Origin of the sequence: Myxococcus sp. CA033 (assembly GCF_013336625.1) — a bacterium.
In the GTDB taxonomy this organism is placed as follows: Bacteria; Myxococcota; Myxococcia; order Myxococcales; family Myxococcaceae; genus Myxococcus; species Myxococcus llanfairpwllgwyngyllgogerychwyrndrobwllllantysiliogogogochensis.
In genome coordinates, this window is record NZ_JABUMU010000036.1 from 26,703 (window position 1) to 45,085 (window position 18,383).

Genomic DNA, 18,383 nt, shown 5'->3' on the forward strand with positions numbered 1-18,383 from the left:
TCCCTACCGAGCCTGAATCAGCTCGCGGTGGCGATTGAAGAGCTCCTCGAAGAGGCGCCGCATCTCTTCCTGCGCCTCCTTTCGCGGGAGCGAGTCCCAGCGACTCAGTGCCGCGAGGACCCGTGCGACCCAACCCTGGTCCTCGTCACGCACCAGCTTCCGCTGGAAGTAGATGCCCATGGCCGGGGACTCACTCGGATCCATCTCCAGGAGCCGCACCCGCTGCTGCGAGTACGTCTCAAAAGGGTCCGGGAACGTCGACAGGCCCACGATTTCGGCGGTCACCCGCTCCAACACGGGCGTGGCGCTCGGGTCATTCCTCAGCGCATACAGCCGGCAGGCATGGAAGAGCCAGATGAGGTAGCGCCGCAACCGACGCTCGGCCAGCGTCTTGACGGGACGCTCGGGCTCGAAGATGCGCAGGCTCTCCAGCGCGTTCCAGATGATGGACTCCATCATCCGCATCCGCCCATCCCTCTTCACCTCATCGGGCCGCTTCGCCTCTCGCCACGCCAGCGCGGCCTCGGCGGCCTCCGCATCCGCATCGAAGTCCGCCGCCTCCAACACGAAGCCCATGCGCCCACTACCGCTGAAGTTGTACGATGTGAGCCCGCGCTGGTGAACGTGGAAGACCTCGTGGACCATGAACAGGCGGACACACTCATGCCAGTCCTCGAACGAGCCCACGCGCTCACGCAGCGCCTTCAGCCCGAGCAGCAGCCCCACCTCGAAGGACCATATCCCTCCCACGTGGCGATACAGGGGCGTGCTCGTCAGCACCGGTTCGTCTTCGACCTGACTGTCCAGGAACTTCTCCCCACCCATCGAATCCAGCAACGATTGCCGCGCGGGCTCCCTCAGCCAGGTCACCAACTCCTGATGCACCTGACGGACCTCGACGAGCATCGCCTTCGCCTCGACGAGCTGTGCCTCCGTGGGCTCGGCCACCGTCGGCCCCTCACGCTGGGCTCTCAGCTCATACACGGGCATGTACTGCTTCCGGTCACCGTCGTACTGCTGAAGCCACAGTGGATGCTGCGTGTTCGCGTTCACGGCCGTGCCCAGCGCCGCAGCGAAGCTGCCTGGGCAGTCCATCGCCAACAGCACCGAATGTGCACCCTCCACATGCTTGTGCAGCCCATCGAGCACCCCTCGAAGCTGCTCCGCCGCACGCGAGACCTCGGACGGGTGCTGAATGGATACAGGAGACGGCCCGCGCATGGGCGTCACGCAGACCGTGGCCATCAACTCCGAGCCATGTCGCTTCTGGAACTCCGCCAGCGCCTTGTCACGAATCGAGCGCGTCACCTCGACGATGAGCGCCACATATCCCCGTCCACCTTGCTTCGCGGTGGGGAGTCCCTCCACCCGCAGGAAGTCCTCCGACGCAGGGGCCAGAGACCTGTCGTAACCGAGTGACCACCCCCCCTCGCCCGACTGCTGGTAGACGCACAGTGGGCGCCGAGGCAGGCAGGAGGCGAGGTGCAGCATCAGGGTCAACGGTGCACAACCAAAGAGATGCACCGGGAGATGGTCCAACCCCAGCTCCTTCTCCTTCCGGAGGAGGGAGCTCGCGAAGCGCTCGTTCTCGAGGAACGCCCCAGCCCAATCCCGCCCTCGCAGCGAGCGCACGCTCCAGTCCGCGTCATGCGGATGGAGCACCGCGGAAGCAACATCCCGGTACCCCACCAGCCCGGCACCGACCAAGGCTTGCCTCGCGGCGTCCTCTATGACGGGCCTATCGTGCTCATAGCGAAGGATGAGCGCCTGGGTCCTGGGGGTGATGGAAAGCTCCGCGTTCCGCATGTCCGCACCTCGGTGGATGGCGTCCGGAGTCGAAGACGCCAACCACAGGCTGACCCCTCGCGGACCCTGTCTTTTTTCGTCGAACTCCCCCGCGCCTCTCAGGGCGCTCGCTTCCGGTACATGGGACCAAAGAACTCCGCGAGCCGCGCATGCGCACTCTCGGGGTTCACCAGTCGCTCCGCGAAGGCGAGCTGGACCGTCTGGGCGGCGCCCCGCAGCAGGTCCCGAGCGAACTCCCGGCGCCGCCCCTCGTCCATCCGCGCGTCCACCGCGTTCCCGAGTCCCGCCGGGTCCACACAGGGGCGCATCACCCGCTCGGAGAGGAACTGGAAGAGGACCTCCAGCACCTCGAGGTAGGAGCCCCTCGGCATGCTCGTGAACGCCTCATGGCTCATTACCTCCAGGTGGAATGAGCGCAGCGGGCTGGACGCCTGATTCCGATTCCACTGCTTCACCAGCTTGATGAGATGGTTGAGCCGATGCCCCGCCTTCTCGTCCGCGCGCATACCCGCGACTTCGTGGACCTTTGGGTCCGTGGGAATCCACATCCCCGTGTCTCGCTGGGGAATGACGTAGCCCCCGCGCGAGCCCTTGTAGGCCGGCACGACGTCGATGTGGATGCCTGACGTCGTGAAATCCAGCCCCAGGGAATGCCGTTGAGGGGTGGGGGGCTTGCGCTCAGACCACTCCTGCATGAACGCCCCTCGTACCTGCTGGAGCAACGCATCGGGTGAGCTGTCATCGCGGGGAAACCGGGTGGGGTCCATGACCACGAAGAGGTCCACGTCGTGCAGCGGCCGGATGGCGGTGCCTCGACCGTATGAGCCGGACAGGAATTGCTCCTCCAACTTCAGCCGCTCGCGCAGCACCTTGCACACCACTTCATGCTGGCGCGTGACGGCCTCACGTTGGGGTTGCGTCAGCTCCATGCCCTCCAGCAAATCCTGCACGCCCTGCTCGACGGTCCACATGGCTCACCCCTCGCGTTCGAGACGTTCACCAGGGGAGATGCCAAATCACCCCGAACCCCTCGCGACTTCATTTTCGATGGCGTCCAGCGTCCGCTGGATTTCCTCCAGCGAAGGCCGACCTCCCGCCCGTTTCGCCAGCATGCTCCCGAGCAGCGCACTCATGGACTCGGGCGCCAGTCCCTGGAGCCGGGACAGCGGAGGCGGCTTCGTCACATGCAGGAAGTTCAGCGCGCTGTTGACCCCCGAGCCGAACGGCGGCTCGCCCACCAGGAGATGGAACGCGAGCGCCCCGAGCGCATACACATCCACCCTCGCATCCACGCCCTTGGGGCTGGTCCACTGCTCGGGGGCCATATACTCACCGGTCCCCAACAGGGCCTCCCTCGCGGTGGACACATGAAGCGGTGGAAGCGGCGCGCCGTCTTCGGGAACGAGCCGGGCCAACCCCAGGTCCGTGAGCCGGAGGTCCAGGGCCCCTGCTGCATCCTGAGCCACCAGCACGTTCGCGGGCTTCACGTCGCGGTGGATGACGCCTCGCTCATGCAAGTAGCGGAGCACCTGGGCGAGTTGTCGGAGCACCTGGATGCAGTCGCCCAGGGGCAGGCGCCCACCGCATGCCTGGAGGACCTCGTGCAGGCTGTTCGGGAGCCACTCCAAAACAAGAAACGGTGGCCCATCATCAGGAAGAGCCCCCAGCGCCAACGCTTTCACCAGATGCGGATGCTCGAGTTGCTGAAGCGTCTGGGCCTCATTGAGGAAGCGAGCCACCACTTCCCCGTGGAGGCTCGCCGACGCGCTCAGCATCTTCACCGCCACCCACGTGCCATCCTCGGGATGACGTGCCTGATAGACGTCGCTCGACCCACCCACCGCGACCCGGCGGATGATGACGTAGTCCCCCACCCGCGTGCCGGGCGACAGCATCAGCTGGCCCTGGATGGGTCCAGCGCGCGCAACCTCAGCATCCAATGGAGCATCCCCCGCAGCTCCTCCGCGCAGTCGGGGTGCTCCGTCACGAAAGCCTCCGGGTCCACCTCCTCGCCGGCCTCACGGCGGCGAAGGTATTTGCAGAAGGCGGCATCCGCGGCGTTCCGGATGGCGGCGACCTCGGGAGACAGGAGACCTTCGGCGTCGGGCTCCTCGGCCATGTAGTCGCGCAGCGCCCGGACCCCGCGCCCCATGAGCGACTCCACCGCCTTGGGTGTCTTGTCCATACGCTCCGCGATGGTGCTCGCGGGGAGTTCCTCCAGGTAGAACAGGCTCAAGGCCTCCCGCTGGCTTTCCGGAAGCAGTCCGAAGCCCGAGAGCAGTCGTCGCCACTCCTCCTGGTGGGCGGTCATCTGACTCGGGCTGCGCTCCGTCGCCCTCGCACCCAGCGCCTCCTCCGAATCCAACGGCACCGTGTCGGAAGCATCACGCCGCTGCCGCGTGCCGTGCCGGTACGTCTGGAAGGCCTGGTTCTTGACGAGTTTGCGAAGCCACGCCCACCACGCGCCCTCGCTTGTCCCCTTGAAGCCGTCGAGGTTCTGGAAGGCCTTCAGCAGGGAGTCCTGAGTGATGTCCGAGGGGCGCGCTCCCACCTTCGCGGCCTGCTCCCTGTGCTCTTCCGTCCACTCCCCCACCCTGTCCAGACAGCGGCGCAACAGCTCTTCACGCGCTGCGTTCTCACCCACGCGAACCCGGACCAGCAGCTCCTCGAACGACAGCTTCGACAGCGAGGACTCATCCATGCCCATCCCCCATCACGGTCCAGAACCCTCGCACGCCAGGGCCTTGAAGCGCACGTCTTCAGCGTCGTTCTTCAGGAACTCTTGAACCAGCGCACAACGCTCCCCGCGCAGCGCCTCTGCATTGAGCGCCTCACCTCTTCGCCTCACCCGTTGTTCGAGTCCAAGAAGTGCTTCCGCGAGGACCCGTGCGAAGCGCTTGCTGGAAGGCTCTCCACCCAGCAGCTCCTGCCCCAGCGTCCGAGCCTGCGTGTAGTTCGCTTCCGCATCGACCTGCCGTCCCTGGTCGACCGCGAGCCTCGCATTCCAAAGCCGTACCCAGCCCAGCGCCCACTTGCGGTGCTGGTCGCCGGACTTGCCATCCACCTCGAGCTGCGCCAGCCGCACCGCCTCGTCCAACCGAGGCCTGGCTTCCTCCTGGCGACCTGCTCGACGCATGGCCTCCGCCTGCTGCGCCAGCGCATGTGCATGGAGGGTTGCCCGATAGTCAGGGTCCTCCTTGGAGAATAGAGGCAGGGCTCGGTCAAATAGACGGATGGCCTCATCCATTCGACCCTCCTCCAGTTCCAGCTCCGCCAGTTCGGCCTGGCTCACGGCCGAGGCTCTATTCCCCGAGATGGACTCCTTCGTCACCGCTCGCTGGGCTTCGAAGAACTCGATGGATTGCAAGAGCCGAGCCCGCGCCTCCGGCAATCGGCCCGCCGCCATGGCGACCTTGCCCTGCTTCGAGTGATTGAACGCCCACTGCATCCGCAGTTCGTCGTCCGCGATGCCGAGTTCTTTCCCCAGGCGAAGCAACTCTCTCGCCCGTTCGAGCCGCGCCCCTGCCTCTCGGAGGGTCCCATTCAGGAACTCCACATCCCCCAAGCGGTGGGCCATCCCGACGTTGGCCATGAGCACTTCGTGGCGCTGCTGCTCTTCATCGGGAAGTTGGCGCAAGAGTTGGTCGAACTCATCCAGCAGAGGCCGCCTTATCGCCAACGTATTCGGCAGCCAGCTCAGTTCCCAGTCCACGCTCCTCACGAAGTTATCCACCGCGTTGATGAGCACCCGGCGGTGCTCATCGGCGCGCCTCCGTTCCTGGTCCGCGCGCACTGCGGCGAAGAGAATCACGCACATGGCCAGTGATGCCGCGAACACCAGCGCGCGCCGTGTCCACCCTTGCCTCTGTTCCAGTCGAGAAGCGGCCTGGAGGAAGGTCTCCGCGCGCGCGCTCACCCCACGCCCCGGCGCCGCCAGCCCCTCCCGATAGTGCGTGAGCAGCGTCCCCAGCGGCAGTCCATCCGAGGGACGCTTCGCCTCGTCCCACGTCCGCGCAGCGACCTCCAGGTCCGCTCGAATCTCCAGGTGCCGTCGCTCTTCGTCCAGCCACGTGACGAGCGAGGGCACCCGCTGCAACAGCGTCTCGTGCACCAGGTCCACGCGCTGCGCTTCGACCTCCGGACCTCCCGACAGGAGCACCAGCCTCGGGCCCTGTTCTGCTTCTCCCGAAAGTCCGCTCAGGCGCAGCAGCACGTCCTCGGCCAGCTTGTCGCCTCCAGCCTCCGACAGCACTTCACGCCGTGAACGAGGCCGACGCGTGTCCTGCGCGCCACGTCCCACTTGCACCAACGCCAGGAGCAACCCCTTCGCACGCTCGCGCCCGTCCTCCCCCAGCTCCGCCAGAAGCTGCTCGGCCTGCTGCGACAACGCACCTCCCACGCCACCCATCCGGACATAGTGCTCGTGCGTCAGCGGTGCGCCGCCACTCATGGCCCACAGTGACCGCAGCGCATGCCCGAGCAACGGCAACCCGCCTCCCTCCCCCCTGGCATCGCGCACCATCCGCGTCGACAGCCCCTCACTGAGCCGCAACCCCGCGTGCCGAGCCATCCCCTGGATGACCTCCTCCAGGGCCGCCTCTTCCATCGGCAGCAACGGATAGCGCGCGGCACCATGAAGCAGCCGCGACAGCTTCGGAAGCTGTTCGAGCCGATGCAGGAAGTCACTGCGCAGCCCCGTCAGCAACCGCAGCCGCCCGTCCTCCGCGCCGAGTGCATGCGCAAGCAGCGCGTCCAGGACGAAGCGCTCGGCGGCGCCCGAGGTGAAGAGTTCCTCCAGCGGCTCCACCACCAGCAGGAGCAAGGTCCCCTCGGGCACCTGCTCCTGGACGAGCATCCCCAGCGCCGCGGGTCCTTCGCGCAACCGTCGTTCCAACCCCTCCACGTCCAGGGCCGGGAACACCACCACCAGCGCCTTCGCGAGACTCCTCACCGGCTCGTAGGAAGGCCGCACGGTGGCGACACTCCAGCGAGGCAGCTCTGGCGGCGGTGGCTCCACGAGCCTGGGCAGCACTCCCGCCTGGAGCAGCGAGGACTTTCCCACCCCACTCGGCCCCTCCAGTTGAATCCAGCGACGACCTCCGGAGCGCGCTTCATCGAGGAGCCGCAGCACCACGCCGGTCTCCTCCTTGCGACCGAAGAACAGCTCCGCCTGAGCCTCGCTGAACGGCGCCAGCCCTGGCACCGGACAGGTGTCCTGCTCCTGCTCCCACGGACGTCCCAGCATGTCCCGGCAGCGCGCCATGGATGGCCGCTCCGTCGGCGACTTCGCGAGCATGGATGCGACGAATGTGGAGAGAGCGCCAGGGATGGACGGCACACACTGCCCCAACAGCGGCGCCTCGACACTCATGTGCGCGGTGATGACGTCGACCACGTCGTCCGAGACGAAGGGACGTTGCCCCGCGAGCAACTCGAAGAGCATCACCCCCAGCGAGTAGACATCCGCGGCACCATTCACCGTGGAGGCGCTCCGGAGCTGCTCGGGCGCCGTGTAGAAGTACGTGCCGATGAGCGCGGCCTCATGGGTGTGAACCTGCGTGGCGGCAAGCGCTCCATCCACCACGGGCGGCAACTTGGCGATGCCGAAGTCCAGCAGCTTGATGCGAAAGCCCGGAGCGACACTCGCATCGGGACAGAGGAAGACATTCTCCGGCTTCAAGTCCCGGTGGACGATGCCCTCGGTGTGGACCCTCGCCATGGCCCGTGCCACTTGCGCGCAAAGCGCGAGCGCCGCCTCGCGAGGAACAGGGCCCGTGTGCCGCGCCATCCACTCGCGCAACGACATTCCCTCCAGCAACTCCATGACCAGGAACACCTGGTCCGCCTGTCGTTCACAGTGAAAGACGCGCACCACGTCCGGCAGGTCGAGCCCCACCAGGGCACGCCCCTCCTGAAGGAAGCGGGCGACGACCTGTGGCTCCCGAGACATGGCGGGTGACAGCAGCTTCAACGCCACCCGCTGTCCCGTGTGGTCATTGACGGCCTCGAACACCTGCCCCATGCCACCGCTGCCGCGAAGCTTCAGCAACCGGAACGGGCCAACCTGGGGAGACGAAGCTGTCATCATGGGATGGAGAAAGGACTTACTCCGTCGCATTCCTCGGAGAAAGCCCAGCCCGGGCGGGGTCTCTTCCCACCTACTCCTTCACCGCTCCCGCAGTGAGTCCCGACACAATTCTTCGCTGGAACAGCACGGTGAGCACCACCAGGGGCAGCGTGGCCACCACGGACGCCGCGGCAATCTCGCCCCATGGCTCGCGGTACTCGCTGGCGAACAGGCTGATGGCCACGGGCACCGTTCTCTTCTCCGGTGTCGTCAGGAACGTCAGCGCGAACAGGAACTCGTTCCACGCGAAGATGAAGACGAGAATCGCCGTGGTCGCCAGCCCCGGCGCCGCCAGGGGCAACAACACGCGGCGGAACGCCTGGAACGGCGTGCAGCCATCCACCCGCGCCGCTCGATACAGCTCGTCCGGGAGCTGCCGGAAGAACGACGTCAGCACCCACAGCGTCAGCGGCATCGCGAACGTCGCATAGGGCAACGCCAGTCCCACCAGGCTGTCCCTCAGGCCCACGGCCCGCAGGATGAGATACAACGGGCTCACCGTGGCAATCGGCGGAAACATGCTCACCGCCAGCGCCGCGCTCAACAGCAACCCCTTGCCTCGGAACTCCAGCTTCGCCAGGGCGAACGCCGCCGCCGAGCCAATCACCAGACAGAACACCGTCGTCAGCGCAGCCACCACCAGCGAGTTCAACACCACTCGCAAGAATGGCCTCCCCCACAGCACGCTCACGTAGCTCTCCAGCGTCAGGTGCGAGGGCCACGGCCTTGTCAGCTCGCCATCCGGCCACAGGCTCGTCAGCACCTGCCAGAAGAACGGCCCCAGGAAGAACGTGAGGAACGCCACCACCGCCAGCGCCGTCCCCAGGCCCGCGCGTTGTCTCATCGCGCCTCCTCCTGCCGCCCCAGCAATCGCAGCCACACCGCCGCCAGCACGACGACGCACAGGAACGTCGCCACCGACAGCGTGCTCCCGTACCCGAAGTCTCCCGAGCGCATCAGCGTCTTGTACGCATAGATGCTCAGCGTCTCCGTCGTGTTCGCCGGCCCTCCCTCCGTCAGCACGTAGATGGCGTCGAATACCCGGAACGCATCCAACGAGCGGAACAGCAACGCCAGCAGCAACGCCGGCTTCAACAGCGGCAAGGTGATGGAGCGGAACGTCCGCCACGACGACGCACCGTCCACCCGCGCCGCCTTGTAGAGGTCCTCCGGAATGCCTTGCAGCCCCGCCAGCACCAGCAGCGCCACGAAGGGCGTGGTCTTCCAAACGTCCACGAGGATGGCCGCGTGCAGCGCATACCCGGGCGCGCCCAGCCAGTTGATGTCACTCCCCAGGAGCAGGCGGTTGATGAGCCCGTAGTCCGGATTGAACATCCACGCCCACAGCCTCGCGCTCACCACCGTGGGAATCGCCCACGGCACCAGCACCGCCGCGCGCAGCAACCCTCGCCCCGGAAACGCGCGTTGCAGCAACAGCGCCAGCGGCACCGCGAGCAACAGCTCCACCCCCACGGCCACCCCCGTGAAGTACGCCGTGTTCCCCAGCGCCGCCCAGAACCTCGCGTCCCCGAGCAGGTACGCGTAGTTCCCCAACCCCACGAAACGCCGCTCACCGAAGACGAGGATGAAGCGGTGCAGGCTCAGCCACACCGCAGCGAGAATCGGATACAGCGCCACCGCCGCGAGCACCAGCACCGCCGGCGCCACCAACCAGTACGCCTGCCTCCGCTCCCGCTCCAGCGAGCCCCTCGCACGCGCCCCTCGCCCCTCGGAGGTCATCGCGCCGCCTCCTCGAAGCCCCGTACCCGTCCGCCCGATGCCCCCGCGCTCATCGCCCCTCCCCCATCAAATGGTCCACCTGCTTCTGCGCGCGCTTCAGCGACGCCTCGGGCGAGCGCAGTCCCGCCACCGCCGCGGAGAACTCGCTCTGCAACACATCTGAAATCAGGTTGTAGTACGGCGTCACCGGCCTGGGCCTCGCGCGCTCCGCCATCTCCCGCAGGCCCGCGATGAATGGCGAGCTCTCCTTCAACCTCGCATCGTCATACACAGACGCCCGGGGCGGATTGCGCGCGTAATGCACCGCCAGCACCAGGTTCGCCTCCGGCGACGTCAGGTGTGAGATGAGCTTCGCCGCCAGCTTCCGCCGCTCCGGCGACACATGCGCGTTCACCGCGAGCTGATACCCACCGAGCGTCCCGAATCCCGGCTCGCCACTCACCGTCGGCAGCGGCGCCATCCCCACCTTGCCGCGAATGGGCGAGCCCTCCTTCTGCGCCTCGCTCCACGCATACGGCCAGTTGCGCATGAACACCGCGCGCCCCTCCTGGAAGATGCGCCGCGCCTCCTCCTCCCCAAACCCCATCACCGTCTCCGGCGACACCCCGCTCACCAGCAACCCGCGCAGATACGCGAGCGCCTCGCGCGCCGCCTCCGTCTCCAACAACACACGCCCGTGCTCCCCCATCGCGTCCCCGCCGTGCCCCCACAGCGCCTCAAAGACATTACAACTCAACCCCTCGTACTGCCGGCCCTGCCACACGAAGCCCTGGATGCCCGGCACCTTCGCCTTCGCGTCCAGCGCGAAGCGCTCCAGCTCCGCGTACGTGCGCGGCGCCCGGGGCACCAAATCCGTCCGGTAGTACAGAACGCCCACGTCCAGGTACCAGGGCACCGCGTACGTCCGCCCCTCCACCACCACCGCCTCCACCGGCCCCGGCAGGAACTCCGCGCGCAGCCGCTCCGGCGGGAACTCCACGGACAGGTCCGCTATCCACCCCGCGCGCGCGAACTCCGGCACCCACACCACGTCCGCCACCAGCACGTCGAAGTCCTTCGCCCCACCCTCCAACGACGTGAGGAAGAACTGGTGCGCTAAATCCGAGGAGTTCGGCAGCGCCTCCGTGACGAGCGTCACCCCGGGGTTGTCCCGCTCGAAGCCCGCCAGCAGCTCCCGGAAGGGCTCCGGCGGCCCCCACAGCGGCTGGTACTTCAGCACCAGCCGCGTGGCCCCCGCCCCATCACGCCCTTCGTCCGAGCCCGAGCCGCCCCGCCGGCACCCCGCCGACAGCACCGCGACACCCAACACGAACACGACGAAGAACGAGCGGACCATGGGTGCCCGGCATGTCTCCAACCCTCCACCCCACCGTCAACCCACTCGGACGACCCACGGTTCTCACCCCAACACCCCCACCGGCACGTCGGAGGCCCCACGTCGGGTAATTCGTGCCCATTTGGAGAAAAACGCCCCTCTGGAACTCCAGGGACCAAACCCAGGGCGTCCGTTTGCCTTCACCCCGGGAACGGGCGTTATCCTTCCGACAGACTGGACCTCTGGGTGGGGGATGACATGGTGGAGAAGGCTCGGGAGTGGAAGTACGGCGCGCATCGGGTTCGCATCGAGCCGCCAGACATCGCGGTGGCGACCTTCGAGGGCCCCATCACGATGGACGACGTGAAGCGCACCTCCGAAATCTACAAGGAGGTCTTCACCGTCCTCGGCCCCTACTACATCCTCGCGGAAATCGGCCGCTCCCAGATTGAGGCCGCCGGCCGCCGCTACCTGTCCGAGAACAACCGCTCCGAGTGGTTCAAGGGCTGCGTCTACGTCGGCGCCGACATCGTCCAGCAGACCTTCGGCAAGGCCATCTCCCTCGCCATGCTCTTCACCGGCAAGTCCAGCTTCGAGACCACCTTCGTCAAGACGCTCGACGACGCCCGCGCCTGGGTCCAGCAGAACCGCGCTCGCTCCCAGCGAAAGGCCGGCTGAGTCTCGCTTCACGGGCTGTGTGAAGTCTGACACCCCCGCTGTCTCCTTCCAGACCCAGGCCCCCTCCGAAAGTCCTGGTTTGGGAGGGAAGACTGGATTCTCGCTCCCTGTTGCCACGGGCGGTATGCTTGTGTCGTCAGCCCAAGGGAGCGCCCATGCAGCAACAGGAATGGAAGTTCGGTGCCCACCAGATTCGCCACGAGGCCCCGGACCTGGTGGTGGCCGTGTTCAGCGGCATGCTGAATCTGGAGGACATGAAGCGGGCCGTTGAAATCTACGGCCAGGTCGCCAAGAGCGGCGGCTATTACATGATTGCCGATATCGGCAACTCGCAGCTCCAGGCGGAAGCCCGCCGGTACCTGTCCGACAACAGCAAGGCGGAGTGGTTCAAGGGCTGCGTCTACGTCGGCGCGGACATGGTCCAGCAGACCTTTGGCAAGGTCATCTCGCTGGGCATGTTCCTGACGGGCAAGTCGGAGTTCAAGACGGAGTTCGTCAGGACGATGGCCGAGGCCCACGCCTGGGTGGAACAGCAGCGCCGCGCCAACCTCCGCAAGAGCGGCTGAGCGCACCCGGTCCGCCTTTTCCGTCGTCTGCTTCAACCTTCGCGGTGGCCCCTGTCCGGGGCCCCGCCGCCCCCCCCGGGCCCAGCTCGCGCCTGTAACCGGGTTGAGTGCCGTTTCCTCTCCGAGGACGCGCTCCCCGTACCCCTGGTGCCTGCTGGATTTCTCACAATCCAAGCCGATGCGACGTCCGTGCGTCCGGCCAACCCTCCGGAATCAGGCGGATTCTATAAATACTAAACCTTCGTGGTGTCACAAGAGACCAGTTTCACTAAAAAAATCGCACCATACTGGCATAAACCCGGGAAATTGAGGTATAGGCGGTCATTCTGGAGCCCCCATCGCGCCCGGTATTCCAAGTCAGGGCTCCGGAAGCCGGCTGTGCCCCATGCCTCAACCATCCTTTGTCCGAGCGGTGAGCTGGGGGGGCCCGCGCTCGAACTGACGAGTGACGCCATGCCCGTAACGGTTCAGAAGCAGGAAGAGACCGGTGTTCCGGCCCACGCCCCCGCCTCGCGATGCCCTCACCTGGGGGCGCAGTACAACCCCTTCGCGGGGCCGCACGTCGACAACCCCCACCCCTTCTTCGAGAAGCTGCGCAAGGAAGAGCCGGTCAGCTTCAGCCCGATGCTGGGCATGTGGCTGGTGAGTCGGAACGACGACGTCCTCCAGGTACTCAAGGACACGTCGCGCTTCTCCAACCGGGACATGCTGGTGAGCGGCACCCACCTCACGGAGGAGGCGAAGGGCATCCTCGCGCAGGGCTTTCCCATCGCCCACGTGCTGCTGGGCATGGACCCGCCGGAGCACACCCGCCTGCGACGGCTGATGAACCGGGGCTTCACCGCGCAGCGCATCTCCGGCATGGCGCCCTTCATCGAGAAGATGGCGCGCCAACTGGTGGGCCGCTTCGCGCAGGAAGGTCACGCGGACCTGGTGGAGCAGCTGGCCTATCCGCTGCCCGCCCACGTCATCCTCGGCGTCATGGGCGTGCCGCAGGAGGATGTCTGGAAGATAAAACGCTGGAGCGCGGACTGGCAGCAGCTCACCTTCGAGCACGTCCCGCCGGAGAAGCAGCCGGAGATGGCTCGCGGCGTGATTGAGTTCCAGCGCTACTGCATCCAGCTCATCGAGGAGCGGCGCAAGGCGCCCCAGGAAGACCTCATCAGCTACCTGGTGGAAATCGAGGCCGACGGCGAGGCGCTCACGCTGCACGAGCTGGTGATGGCCATTGGCGCGTCCATGCTGTCCGCCGGCCACGAGTCCACCACGGCGATGATGTCCAACACCTGGAAGCTCGCCCTGGAGCACGGCCTCTGGAAGCGCCTGCGGGACAACCGCGAGCTCGTCCCGAAGTTCATCGAGGAGGGCTGCCGCTACGACTCCGTCCAGCACGCGATGATTCGCACCGCCCTGGAGGACGTGGAGGTCGGCGGCGTCCAACTGCCCAAGGGCTCACGGCTCCTCATGCTGTACGCCGCCGCCAGCCGGGACGAATCGCTCTGCCCCCACTCGAACAAGCTCGACGTGGACCGCGAGAAGCCGCCCCAGCACCTCACCTACGGCCGTGGCACGCACTTCTGCCTGGGCGCGCCCCTGGCCCGGCTCCAGGCGCAAATCACCACCAACGTCCTCCTGGACGCACTGGAAGACCCGCGCATGGTCCCCAACCAGGACCACGGCACCTGGCAGAGCATCGTCCTGCGCCAGATGCGGCACCTGAAGGTGGAGTGGACGCCGTCCGCGGCTGTCCCGTAGCCACCGCCCCCGGGAAATCGGCGCTTCCCGCGCCTCCCCATCCATGTCATGAGCCGGGCCCTGCGGACCTTCATCGGTCTCCAGGGCCCGGCGCATGTCTGGGCTCTGACTTCAGTGGACCCGTGCCTCCCACAAGCGGTCCACTCGCACCCGGCTTCCGGCCAGAGTCGGAGTCACTGTCGACCCTCATGGGGTTTCGGCGGACTTCACTTGGCTGTTTGAAACGGGCGTGCGTACGTTACAGAGAGAAATTTCTTGCCATACTGGCCGTTCTTGCGAGAAAGAGTCCTGGAATACCCTGCTTGCTCGTAAAGACGAAGGAGCCCCCCATGTACGCCGAGGTCATAGACGAAGCGGATGTGCAGTTCGCGCGGCGCGTCGACCGGCAGGCGCTGGCGAAAATGACCCGGGAGATGTCCCGTGTGAGCAACGTGAGGGCGCTGTGGGCGCTCGGCACGCAATGGCTCGTCATTGTCGCGGCGTTTGCCGCGGTTGTGTGGGTGGACCGGTGGTGGGCCTGGCCCATCGCGGCCCTGGTCATCGCCACGCGTCAGCACGCGATGCTCGCGCTGATGCACGAGGCGGCGCACTACCACTTCCTGTCGAACCGGAAGGTGGGTGACGTGGTGGCCGACTTCCTGTGCGCCTTCCCGCTGAACATGACGACGGCGGGCTACCGGCACCAGCACATGGAGCACCACCGCCACGTCAACACGGCGAAGGACCCGTACTGGGCCTCCATGCAGCAGGACCCGTCCTGGCACTTCCCGCGCACGCCGATGCGCGCCGCGGCGGTGTTCATGGGCGACGCGCTGGGCCTGTACGCGCCCAACCACCTCAAGGTGGTGTTGCCGTGGACGTACTGGGGCCGGCTCCTGGGCGGCGCGAAGCCCAAGGTCTCCGCCGCCGAGCACGTGCGCTACGTCATCTACGTCGCCGCGTTGCTCACCACGCTGGTGATGACGGGCGCGTGGCTGCACTGGCTGCTGTTGTGGGTGCTGCCGACGACGACGGTGATGATGGCCTTCTTCCGGATGCGCGCGCTGGGCGAGCACCCGCTGGACGCCGAAATCAAGGGCGACGAGACGCGCGAGACGCGCGACGTGAAGGGCACGCTGCTGGAGAACTTCTTCGTGGCGCCGCTCAACTGCAACTACCACCTCACGCACCACGCCTTCCCGTCCGTGCCCTTCTACAACCTGCCCGTCATGCACGAGGAGCTGGACAAGGCGGGCATGCTCGAGGACGGGGTGAACCGCTTCGACACGTACCTGGGCAAGCACAACAGCCTGGTGAAGTACCTGACGCGCAAGCCCGCCACCGTCGCGGAGGCCCTGCCCGCCGCCACGCCGACGCCGACGCCGGCTTCGGGCGTGAGGATGCCGCTGCACTCGTAGCCTCGTGACGACGCACGCATCGCCCTGGCGAGCGAGGCGTTGGCCGCTGTCAGTCACCGTCGGGGTGGGGGCCCCGCGGAGAACGACAGGTCGACGACACGCCTCACGGGAAGCGACGCAGCGACGTCCACGGGAAGGGCTTCCAGAAGGGCGTGCTCACCGCGTCGGCATCGAGCGGGAACCAGGGCCGCACGGAGTCACTCCCCGAGGAGAGGACATGGAAGTCCTGGGCGGGCATGAAGCCTTGCCCCAGGAGCGCCACGCGGCGGCCCCCCGCGTCGGCCGCCACGTCCAGCACCAGCACCGTGTGCCCCGGGCTGCCGCCCAGCACGAAGAAGTCCCCGCCACGCAGCTCGTCTCGCGCGGGACGCCCCTTGGCGCTCTCCAGTGACAGCGTGCCCGCGTAGGTGAAGACCAGGTCCAGGTAGGAACGGAACGCCGCGCGAGAGCTGTCCGCCGCCGCGCTCCTCGCCCACGTCACCTTGGAGCCCGCGATGCGCGCCCGGTCTCCCGCCGCGTACTTCGGCCACGAGGCCAGGTGTCCGCTGGTGAAGCGATAGGCGATACGCTCCCGTTGCTGACTGGACCACTGCCACTCCGCATGCAGCCGGATGATGGAGTCCGCGCACTGCTGGAGATTGGCCGAGCCGATGTCCAGCTCCGCCACCGCCGCCAGTCGCGCATCGTCGCCGGGCAACACCTCTCCGCCCCGGAAGTGCAGCACGGGCGTGCCTTGCGCGCGCAGGGGCAGGCCGCGCAGCCACGCGCCGAACGAGCCCGCCTCCAGCGTCACGCGCGTGTAGCCCTCCGGCGCGGGGATGGCGAGCTCCAGTGGACGGACCTGGGCGTCCTTCGCCAGCCAGCCGTAGCGCGCCAGCTCCTCTCGCGTGGGGACGCGGGGCTCGGAGGCGGCGGTGGACTGCTCGGGGGCCCGTGAAGCCGCCGTCGCGAGCACCGTGCCCCGCAGGCGCGGCGCCAGCGGGCTGGCCCCCGAGGCTCCTGGCCACAACAGCGCCACCAGACAGGCCCGGGCGAGCCACGCCGCCCCGGTGCGAAGTGGAGAGGACGGGGAGAGGGGCGGACACTCGGATGCGGTCACGACGGGAGACTCCAGGCAGGTGGGGAGCGGCGCTCCGGATGGGAGGATTCTCGCCGCTCGAAGGTTCCCTCGCAGCCTCGCGTTTCGTGGAATGCGCACGCGCGTGAGGTCGCCTGCTCTCCGCCGGGGCGATGACCGACGACTCGACGACACCTCCTCCTCCCCGGCAGGTGCGTGATGACGCTCGTGCACTACCTTTGAACGAAGATGCGCCGCCAGGCGAGCCTCGTGCTGCTCAACATCCTGTCCCTGTCCCGCCTCCCCATGGCGGTGGCCTTCATCGTCGAGTCCGACGCGAAGGTGCGCGCGGCGCTCGTCGTGTTGGCGGCCTTCTCCGACTTCCTCGACGGCTGGATTGCGCGACACAAGGGCCTGGCCACGCGACTGGGCGCGCTCATCGACCCGGTGGCCGACCGCGCCTTCATGGTGACGGCCATCCTCGTCTGCTACCTCGACGGCCTCATCGCCCTGCCGGAGGTCCTGTTGTTGCTCGTACGGGACATCGGCACCGCGGTGGGCTTCATCGTCACCCGGCTGGTGCCGAAGCTGCGGCGGGTGGAGCTCAAGGCGCGGATGCTCGGCAAGGTGGTCACCTCGCTGCAACTGGTGACGCTCTTGTGCGTGCTGCTGTTTCCCCCCGCCGTGCGCCCGCTCGTCGCGCTCATCGCCGTGCTGTCGCTCGCCTCGGTGGTGGACTACACGCGCGCGGTGCTGCGCTCCCGGATGAGGGCTCGGGGGGCTTCACCTGTCCCGCGCTCCGACGAACACGGGCCGCGGGGAACGCCTCTCCCCACGGCCCGTAAATAGAAGCGCCTCAGCCCGGAGGTGGAGACGCGGAGTCTTGCGAATCCGAGAGCCCCAGGGCCCGGTCGCGCTCGGGGGATGCGGCGGCGCGCTCGCCTTCACTCATCTCCGACCAGACATCGTCCAGGTCGTCCAACAAGGCATCCTCCTCGGGTGAGCCACCCTGTGGATTTCGCGCACGCACACTCTCGAACTTGCGCAGCAGTGCGCGGTATCGGTCAAAGGCCGTCATGACGGGAACCTCCCTGCGAGCGACGACGAACCTGAACGCGAGCGACTGACGGGTCGCTCCCGCGTCTCAATTGTCCGGGTCCTCCTTCCGGAGCACCGAGATTTCCACCGTCTCGTGTTCACCCACCATGTCCACCACCGCGCTGACGCGATCTCCCGGGTCCAGGTCCCGCAAGCCCACGCTCTTTCCGTTGCGCAGCACCCGCGTCCGCGGAGTCACCTCCAGCGTCAGCGGCTCTCCACTGTCCTGCGCGATGACGACATCGGGCGGAGCCACCGAGCGCACCGCCCCCGTGAAGGTGGCCATCACCACCGCCGTCCCCGTCGGTGCCGGCACGTTGGAGCCAGCGGGCGGCACGTCGGTTTCCACCTGTCGTGGCGCGGTGCCAGCGCCCCCCGTGCCGCGCGCCTGGGTATCCGGCGCGGAACCCGCCCGCGCCTGTGTGCCCGAGCCGCCCGTGCCCTGCGCCTGGGCGCCGACCTGCGTGCGCAGCTTCGAGACTTCCTGGCGGAGCTGGCGGACCTCCGCGCGCAGCCCCGACATGCTGTTCCACAGCTCGGACACCTCGGCGGGTGTCGGCGTCTGTCCTGATGGAGGCACCGGCTTCACTTCCGAGGCGGCGGCCGGCTGCCGTGCCTCCTCGGACGCGGACTGCGCCTCCGCCGTACAGCCCCCCGCGCACAGCATGAGCGACAGGCTCGCGACCACGACCGCCATCCAGGCAACCTTCCCTCGCATGAGTCACGGCCTCCCTTCCTCCACAAAGGTGGGGCCTGCCCGCTCATGGACAACCGCCGAAATGGCGGGCAAGCGCCCCAAGAGCAGGCCACCAGGGCAGCGCTGGATGGCCCTCTCCCCTGGAGT

16 protein-coding genes are annotated in these 18,383 nt (G+C 67.4%); 5 read left to right on the forward strand and 11 right to left on the reverse strand.

The window, feature by feature from the left end; translation table 11 throughout:
- Positions 1 to 3: 3 nt before the first annotated feature.
- From HUA78_RS43535 to HUA78_RS43570, 8 genes are all read right to left on the reverse strand, one after another.
- Positions 4 to 1,707, reverse strand: a complete 1,704-nt coding sequence (locus HUA78_RS43535) for an SAVED domain-containing protein (protein WP_254624221.1) — start codon at positions 1,705 to 1,707, stop codon at positions 4 to 6.
- Between the two features lie 197 nt (positions 1,708 to 1,904).
- Positions 1,905 to 2,777, reverse strand: coding sequence for a nucleotidyltransferase (locus tag HUA78_RS43540; protein WP_174478888.1), 873 nt, complete (start codon positions 2,775 to 2,777; stop codon positions 1,905 to 1,907).
- 45 nt (positions 2,778 to 2,822) lie between these two features.
- On the reverse strand, positions 2,823 to 3,746 hold the full coding sequence (locus tag HUA78_RS43545; RefSeq protein WP_254624222.1) for a serine/threonine-protein kinase: 924 nt from the start codon (positions 3,744 to 3,746) through the stop codon (positions 2,823 to 2,825).
- Positions 3,701 to 4,507 (reverse strand): sigma-70 family RNA polymerase sigma factor, encoded by an 807-nt coding sequence (locus HUA78_RS43550; protein WP_174478890.1) that lies wholly within the window; start codon positions 4,505 to 4,507, stop codon positions 3,701 to 3,703. Before HUA78_RS43550 ends, HUA78_RS43545 begins: the two co-directional genes overlap by 46 nt.
- Before the next feature lie 12 nt (positions 4,508 to 4,519).
- On the reverse strand, positions 4,520 to 7,894 hold the full coding sequence (locus HUA78_RS43555; RefSeq protein ID WP_254624223.1) for a serine/threonine-protein kinase: 3,375 nt from the start codon (positions 7,892 to 7,894) through the stop codon (positions 4,520 to 4,522).
- Between the two features lie 70 nt (positions 7,895 to 7,964).
- Positions 7,965 to 8,777: a carbohydrate ABC transporter permease gene (locus HUA78_RS43560; protein WP_174478891.1), complete on the reverse strand. Its 813-nt coding sequence runs from the start codon at positions 8,775 to 8,777 to the stop codon at positions 7,965 to 7,967.
- Entirely contained in the window at positions 8,774 to 9,673 is a 900-nt protein-coding gene (locus tag HUA78_RS43565) for a carbohydrate ABC transporter permease (RefSeq protein ID WP_141645859.1), read from the reverse strand. Before HUA78_RS43565 ends, HUA78_RS43560 begins: the two co-directional genes overlap by 4 nt.
- A gap of 49 nt (positions 9,674 to 9,722) precedes the next feature.
- On the reverse strand, positions 9,723 to 11,009 hold the full coding sequence (locus tag HUA78_RS43570) for an ABC transporter substrate-binding protein (protein ID WP_174478892.1): 1,287 nt from the start codon (positions 11,007 to 11,009) through the stop codon (positions 9,723 to 9,725).
- Positions 11,010 to 11,246: 237 nt separating this feature from the next.
- Between HUA78_RS43570 and HUA78_RS43575 the strand changes: the two genes are divergently transcribed.
- The 4 genes from HUA78_RS43575 (at position 11,247) to HUA78_RS43590 (ending at position 15,384) form a co-directional block, all read left to right on the forward strand.
- Complete coding sequence (locus HUA78_RS43575; protein ID WP_141642807.1) at positions 11,247 to 11,666, forward strand: STAS/SEC14 domain-containing protein; 420 nt, start codon at positions 11,247 to 11,249, stop codon at positions 11,664 to 11,666.
- A 155-nt stretch (positions 11,667 to 11,821) separates the two neighbouring features.
- Positions 11,822 to 12,232 carry an STAS/SEC14 domain-containing protein gene (locus HUA78_RS43580; RefSeq protein ID WP_174478893.1) on the forward strand — a complete coding sequence of 137 codons (411 nt, stop codon included), beginning with the start codon at positions 11,822 to 11,824 and terminating at the stop codon, positions 12,230 to 12,232.
- Positions 12,233 to 12,685: 453 nt separating this feature from the next.
- On the forward strand, positions 12,686 to 13,987 hold the full coding sequence (locus tag HUA78_RS43585; protein ID WP_174465009.1) for a cytochrome P450: 1,302 nt from the start codon (positions 12,686 to 12,688) through the stop codon (positions 13,985 to 13,987).
- A 329-nt stretch (positions 13,988 to 14,316) separates the two neighbouring features.
- On the forward strand, positions 14,317 to 15,384 hold the full coding sequence (locus HUA78_RS43590; RefSeq protein WP_141642804.1) for a fatty acid desaturase family protein: 1,068 nt from the start codon (positions 14,317 to 14,319) through the stop codon (positions 15,382 to 15,384).
- A 103-nt stretch (positions 15,385 to 15,487) separates the two neighbouring features.
- On the opposite strand, the gene HUA78_RS43595 is transcribed toward HUA78_RS43590, so the two are convergent.
- A complete protein-coding gene (locus tag HUA78_RS43595; protein WP_174478894.1) occupies positions 15,488 to 16,483 on the reverse strand; it encodes a DUF4846 domain-containing protein in 996 nt (331 codons plus the stop codon).
- Positions 16,484 to 16,690: 207 nt separating this feature from the next.
- Here HUA78_RS43595 and HUA78_RS43600 point away from each other — a divergent pair, with 207 nt between their 5' ends.
- Positions 16,691 to 17,290, forward strand: a complete 600-nt coding sequence (locus tag HUA78_RS43600) for a CDP-alcohol phosphatidyltransferase family protein (RefSeq protein ID WP_174458175.1) — start codon at positions 16,691 to 16,693, stop codon at positions 17,288 to 17,290.
- A 7-nt stretch (positions 17,291 to 17,297) separates the two neighbouring features.
- Here HUA78_RS43600 and HUA78_RS43605 read toward each other — a convergent pair whose 3' ends face one another.
- Both HUA78_RS43605 and HUA78_RS43610 read right to left on the reverse strand, forming a co-directional pair.
- On the reverse strand, positions 17,298 to 17,519 hold the full coding sequence (locus HUA78_RS43605; RefSeq protein WP_141642801.1) for a hypothetical protein: 222 nt from the start codon (positions 17,517 to 17,519) through the stop codon (positions 17,298 to 17,300).
- 66 nt (positions 17,520 to 17,585) lie between these two features.
- On the reverse strand, positions 17,586 to 18,257 hold the full coding sequence (locus tag HUA78_RS43610; RefSeq protein ID WP_174478895.1) for a hypothetical protein: 672 nt from the start codon (positions 18,255 to 18,257) through the stop codon (positions 17,586 to 17,588).
- Positions 18,258 to 18,383 lie beyond the last annotated feature (126 nt).

What these genes read in the sequence shown, in the direction of transcription:
- HUA78_RS43605 (WP_141642801.1), bottom strand. Translation starts at nt 17,519, where the DNA reads ATGACGGCCTTTGACCGATACCGCGCACTGCTGCGCAAGTTCGAGAGT.
- HUA78_RS43575 (WP_141642807.1), top strand. Translation starts at nt 11,247, where the DNA reads ATGGTGGAGAAGGCTCGGGAGTGGAAGTACGGCGCGCATCGGGTTCGC.
- HUA78_RS43560 (WP_174478891.1), bottom strand. Translation starts at nt 8,777, where the DNA reads ATGAGACAACGCGCGGGCCTGGGGACGGCGCTGGCGGTGGTGGCGTTC.
- HUA78_RS43600 (WP_174458175.1), top strand. Translation starts at nt 16,691, where the DNA reads ATGCGCCGCCAGGCGAGCCTCGTGCTGCTCAACATCCTGTCCCTGTCC.
- HUA78_RS43585 (WP_174465009.1), top strand. Translation starts at nt 12,686, where the DNA reads ATGCCCGTAACGGTTCAGAAGCAGGAAGAGACCGGTGTTCCGGCCCAC.
- HUA78_RS43555 (WP_254624223.1), bottom strand. Translation starts at nt 7,894, where the DNA reads ATGATGACAGCTTCGTCTCCCCAGGTTGGCCCGTTCCGGTTGCTGAAG.
- HUA78_RS43550 (WP_174478890.1), bottom strand. Translation starts at nt 4,507, where the DNA reads ATGGATGAGTCCTCGCTGTCGAAGCTGTCGTTCGAGGAGCTGCTGGTC.
- HUA78_RS43610 (WP_174478895.1), bottom strand. Translation starts at nt 18,257, where the DNA reads ATGCGAGGGAAGGTTGCCTGGATGGCGGTCGTGGTCGCGAGCCTGTCG.
- HUA78_RS43570 (WP_174478892.1), bottom strand. Translation starts at nt 11,009, where the DNA reads ATGGTCCGCTCGTTCTTCGTCGTGTTCGTGTTGGGTGTCGCGGTGCTG.
- HUA78_RS43590 (WP_141642804.1), top strand. Translation starts at nt 14,317, where the DNA reads ATGTACGCCGAGGTCATAGACGAAGCGGATGTGCAGTTCGCGCGGCGC.
- HUA78_RS43540 (WP_174478888.1), bottom strand. Translation starts at nt 2,777, where the DNA reads ATGTGGACCGTCGAGCAGGGCGTGCAGGATTTGCTGGAGGGCATGGAG.
- HUA78_RS43565 (WP_141645859.1), bottom strand. Translation starts at nt 9,673, where the DNA reads ATGACCTCCGAGGGGCGAGGGGCGCGTGCGAGGGGCTCGCTGGAGCGG.
- HUA78_RS43580 (WP_174478893.1), top strand. Translation starts at nt 11,822, where the DNA reads ATGCAGCAACAGGAATGGAAGTTCGGTGCCCACCAGATTCGCCACGAG.